Source organism: Peribacillus sp. NPDC056705 (assembly GCF_043656335.1).
Map to the genome: position 1 here is coordinate 1 of NZ_JBHTYI010000069.1, position 4,357 is coordinate 4,357.

General features: G+C 50.2%; 4 protein-coding genes. 3 read left to right on the forward strand and 1 reads right to left on the reverse strand.

Going from position 1 to position 4,357, the window contains the following annotated elements; translation table 11 throughout:
• Positions 1-176 precede the first annotated feature (176 nt).
• Positions 177-1,922, forward strand: coding sequence for a tetratricopeptide repeat protein (locus ACFRAK_RS27155; RefSeq protein WP_394572900.1), 1,746 nt, complete (start codon positions 177-179; stop codon positions 1,920-1,922).
• Between the two features lie 85 nt (positions 1,923-2,007).
• Complete coding sequence (gene trxB, locus ACFRAK_RS27160; RefSeq protein ID WP_394572901.1) at positions 2,008-2,961, forward strand: thioredoxin-disulfide reductase; 954 nt, start codon at positions 2,008-2,010, stop codon at positions 2,959-2,961.
• A 107-nt stretch (positions 2,962-3,068) separates the two neighbouring features.
• Here trxB and ACFRAK_RS27165 read toward each other — a convergent pair whose 3' ends face one another.
• Positions 3,069-3,521, reverse strand: a complete 453-nt coding sequence (locus ACFRAK_RS27165) for a GNAT family N-acetyltransferase (RefSeq protein ID WP_394572902.1) — start codon at positions 3,519-3,521, stop codon at positions 3,069-3,071.
• Positions 3,522-3,933: 412 nt separating this feature from the next.
• Here ACFRAK_RS27165 and ACFRAK_RS27170 point away from each other — a divergent pair.
• Positions 3,934-4,357: VanZ family protein (locus tag ACFRAK_RS27170; protein WP_394572903.1), on the forward strand; the 424-nt coding region annotated here is incomplete at its 3' end.

Sequence of the window (4,357 nt, forward strand, 5' to 3'; positions counted from 1 at the left end):
AACGTGCTGTCGGTTGCCCCTATGTTGGCACAAGCAACGCAGATTATTATGGAGGGCGGATCTATCGCCACTTTGTTCAAGGACGCCGGTGTGTAAACTGGTGTCTTTTTTCTGCAAAGATAGGTGTAAGTTATGTTATACTGTTCTGGATAGAGGAGCAAGTTAAAGGAGGTGTCTTGCTTTTCGTGAATGGTAATCCATACGGGTCGACTGACCCTCACAATGTTATATCTATCGAAATGAATGCCAATTTCTTTTTCGATCGAGCGGTTCGCGCGCTGGATCGTTACCAATACGACAGAGCACTTAAATATTTTCGCAAAGCTGTTGAATATGAGCCCGGAAATCCGGTGAATCATGCCAATATGGCGGGTATATTATCAGAGACGGGTGATTATAAAGCGTCGAACGAGGTTTTGATGCATATCCTGGAACAGGTAGACCCGTTGATGACGGAATGCTACTTCTATATGGCGAATAACTACGCGAATATGGAGCAGTTCGAGAAGGCCGAGGAGGCGCTGGTTACTTATCTGGAGGAAGATCCGAACGGACAGTTTCTGGATGAGGCGGAAGAGATGATGGAGCTGCTCCATTATGAGCTTAATCGCCCCGCGAAGCTGAATCGAATCAAGAGCCGTGAAGGCGTAGTTGAGCATGAGAATGCTCGCGCTCTGCTGGAGGAAGGCAAGTTCGGACAGGCTGTTAAACTGCTTGAGGAGATTGTGCACAATCATCCGGATTTTCTGGCTGCGCGCAACAATTTGGCGTTGGCATATTATTATATGGGGCGCTTTGATACAGCAAAACGTACCATCGGAGAGGTTCTGGATCAGGAGCCGGGGAATTTGCACGGATTGTGCAACCTGGCTATTTTCTTTCAGCATGAAGGTGATCAGGCTGCGCGCGATCGATTGATGGACATGCTCAAGGTGACTGTACCCTTTCATCTGGAGCATGTGTTTAAGCTAGCAACAACGATGGGAATTCTGGGGCAGCATGAGATTGCGTACAGTCACTTCAAGCGGCTGTTGAAGTACGAAGAATTCAGTTCCGATCCGAGCCTGTATCATTATACGGCCGTGGCGGCTTGCAATAGCGGTTATTATGACATCGCGGAGAAGTATTGGCGACATGCCCTGAAGCTGGACGGTGACACCGTCATTCCTGATTTCTATCTGGCACAGCTGGCGAAGCGCAAAGAGGCTGGCATGAATCAGATGAAGGTAAGCTATCACTACCACCTTCCGTTTGAAGAACAGTTTAAGCGCTGGGAGCAAGACGGAACTAAATTAACGGAAGAAGCAAAGCAGAATCCGCTGATTCGCTCATCCTTCTTCTGGGCGCTGCGCCATGGCGACCCGCAGACGAAATTGCAGGTCATTCGAACGCTGGAATTGATTGCCGATGAAGAGGTTCAGCACGCCTTGCAGTCATTCCTGCAGGAACCAGGCGAGAATGACGAATTGAAGGACGCAGCTAGGCTGGTACTGCAACAGATGGAGGCGGCGAGTAACCGACTGCAAGAGCGGCGCGATGAACGCGATTCCAGCGCTGGCATAGGTAGAGAGGTACTCCCGGATTGGCTTCCATCCTGGAAGGCCGTACTGGAGAAGGCGGAGCAAGTAATGGACCTGCGGATTGACGCGTATTGGAAGAAGGAACTGGAGAATCTCTGGTCTGATTTCCTAAGCAAGCTCTACCCCGATATACCGAATATCCGGAACGCAGAAGGCTGGGCGGCAGCCTTAGAATACTTAATAGCCAAGAAGCGCGGGCGGGACCTAACATACGAGCAGGTAGCCGTTCGTTACGGCATTTCGTCATCAACGGTAAGTCGTTACGCACGTCAGATTGATAGCGTGTGCGGAATTAAAGTTCAGCAAGATGATAATTTTCGCCCCTTTACGGAAAACATTTAAGTAAGGGCATTATGTATGAAGAGTTCGGTACACAATCGGAATAGAATGCTACAAAGCATATGGACCCTAAAAGGAGGCTGTATCTATGTACAAATCAATCGTAATCGGAACAGGACCTGCCGGATTGACGGCGGCCATCTACTTGGCACGTGCGAATCTGACCCCTCTCGTGATCGAGGGGATGCAGCCGGGTGGCCAGCTGACGACGACCACCGACGTGGAGAACTTCCCGGGGTTCCCGCAGGGAATCATGGGACCTGAGCTAATGGACAATATGCGTCAGCAAGCAGAGCGCTTTGGTGCCGAGTTCAAGAGCGCTTGGGTAGAATCGGTTGACTTCTCCCAGCATCCGTTCAAGGTGAATGTCGAAGGAATGGGCGAGCTTCTTGCGGAATCGGTCATTATCTCTACGGGAGTATCGGCCAAATACCTTGGCATCCCGGGTGAGCAAGAGAATGTGGGCCGCGGGGTCAGCACTTGTGCAACCTGCGACGGATTCTTCTTCCGCGGCAAGAAAATCGTGGTCATCGGCGGAGGCGACTCCGCGATGGAGGAAGCCAGCTTCCTGACACGCTTTGCCTCCAGTGTTACGGTGGTGAACCGCCGTACGGAACTGCGTGCATCGAAGATTATGCAGGATCGCGCCCGTGAGAACGAGAAGATTGAGTGGGCTCTGGACCGCACGCCGATTGAGGTGGTTACGAGTGAGACTGGTGTAAAAGGCTTGAAAGTCCGGAACAATGAGACTGGTGCGGAAGAGCTGCTCGAAGCCGAAGGCGTGTTCGTCGCGATTGGCCACACACCGAATACCGGCTTCTTGGCCGGTCAAATCACGACCGATCCAACCGGATACATCGTGGTCAAGCCAGGCACAACCGAGACGAACATCCCAGGCGTATTCGCTTGTGGCGACGTTCAGGATACGCGCTACCGTCAGGCGATTACAGCGGCGGGTACCGGCTGTATGGCTGCTATGGACTGCGAGAAGTACCTTGAGGGGCATATGGTCCATGACTGGAGCGAAACGTTGAATCCGTAATTTTCGTTTGAGCATGATTAAGGAGATTACCTTTGCGCCATACGTAGTCGAGATCAAGAGATCCACTGTCCAAGAGACTGTGGATCTCTTTTTTGATGAAAGGTTGGCTATAGATCCAACGACAGCCGTACCATATCGCGCAGCTGCATGCCATTCTCATAGATTTCTTCTTCATAATGACGTATAAAAAAGTCACGGTCGATGCTTACCATGCGAAATCCACATTTTTGATATAGTGCCAATTGAGCAACACCTGTGCTGCCGGTACCGATCTCTATCGTTGCATACCCGAATGCTCTGGCTTGAGAGATCGCATGGGTCACGAGCTGCTTGCCATAGCCGCGTCCATGCAGCTGCTCGGCTACAGCCACGTTCACCAGTTCCACGGTTCCAGGGCGGGTGGGCAACAGTACATACACTCCAATGATCTGCGCGTCCAGTTCAGCCACATAACATTGGCCTCGGCTCACATAATCCTTTACCAGTGCAGTAGATGGGTCTGCCAGAAGCAGAAGTTCTGTTGGCTGTGGTTCGCTCGGCTGTAATCTTCTAATGATCACGGGAATGCCCCCTCGTATCGTCATGTAAACTGAAATTCATTGTAACATGTCGGCTGCAAGTATATCATTTCAGCTCCCGGTTGAGTTCTGAATATAATCAAATATCAGGTTATTGTAGCGAGGCGGCGGTGCAACCTACAATGTGGGTAATAGGAGTGTGATCAATGTGAGTATGATGTTAGCCAAGAATATAAACGCTGTCCGGAGATCGTGTTCGACTGTAATTCCTCGGGCGTTCCGCATCAGCATGCGATGACGCAGATGATCGCCCGGAAATGGTTTATAGACGGTCGAGCGGATAAAAGAACCATTCGCTTGCGGAAATCGTTATAACATATGAATCAGGATCGCATTTAAATATAATGCTGTATCATGATCTTTAGAATAACGATTCAAAGGGAGCGAAGGAATGATGTTGGACGCCTATTTATTTCCCATTTCATATGCCTTTATGACCTTTCCGATAGCAGCTCTGCTATGTGCCGTGCCGTTTCTGGTCGTGCAATACCGCCGACATGGATATTTCAATAAGTTTCGGGGGTTTCTGCTCTATTTGTTCCTGCTGTATCTGATGAATGCCGTATTTCTGGTTCTCCTGCCGCTACCGGCCACCCGCCATAATGCGCCGATGGATGTGAACTCCGTCATGCAATGGGTGCCGTTCCAATTCGTGATGGATATATGGAAGGAGACCCGTGTTGTATTATCAGAGCCTAGTACCTACATGCTCTTATTCAAAGAGAGGGCCTTCTTGCAGGTGGCATTCAACATTCTGCTAGTTGTGCCGTTCGGTATGTTTCTGCGCTATTATTTGCAGGTTACATGGCGTACATGCC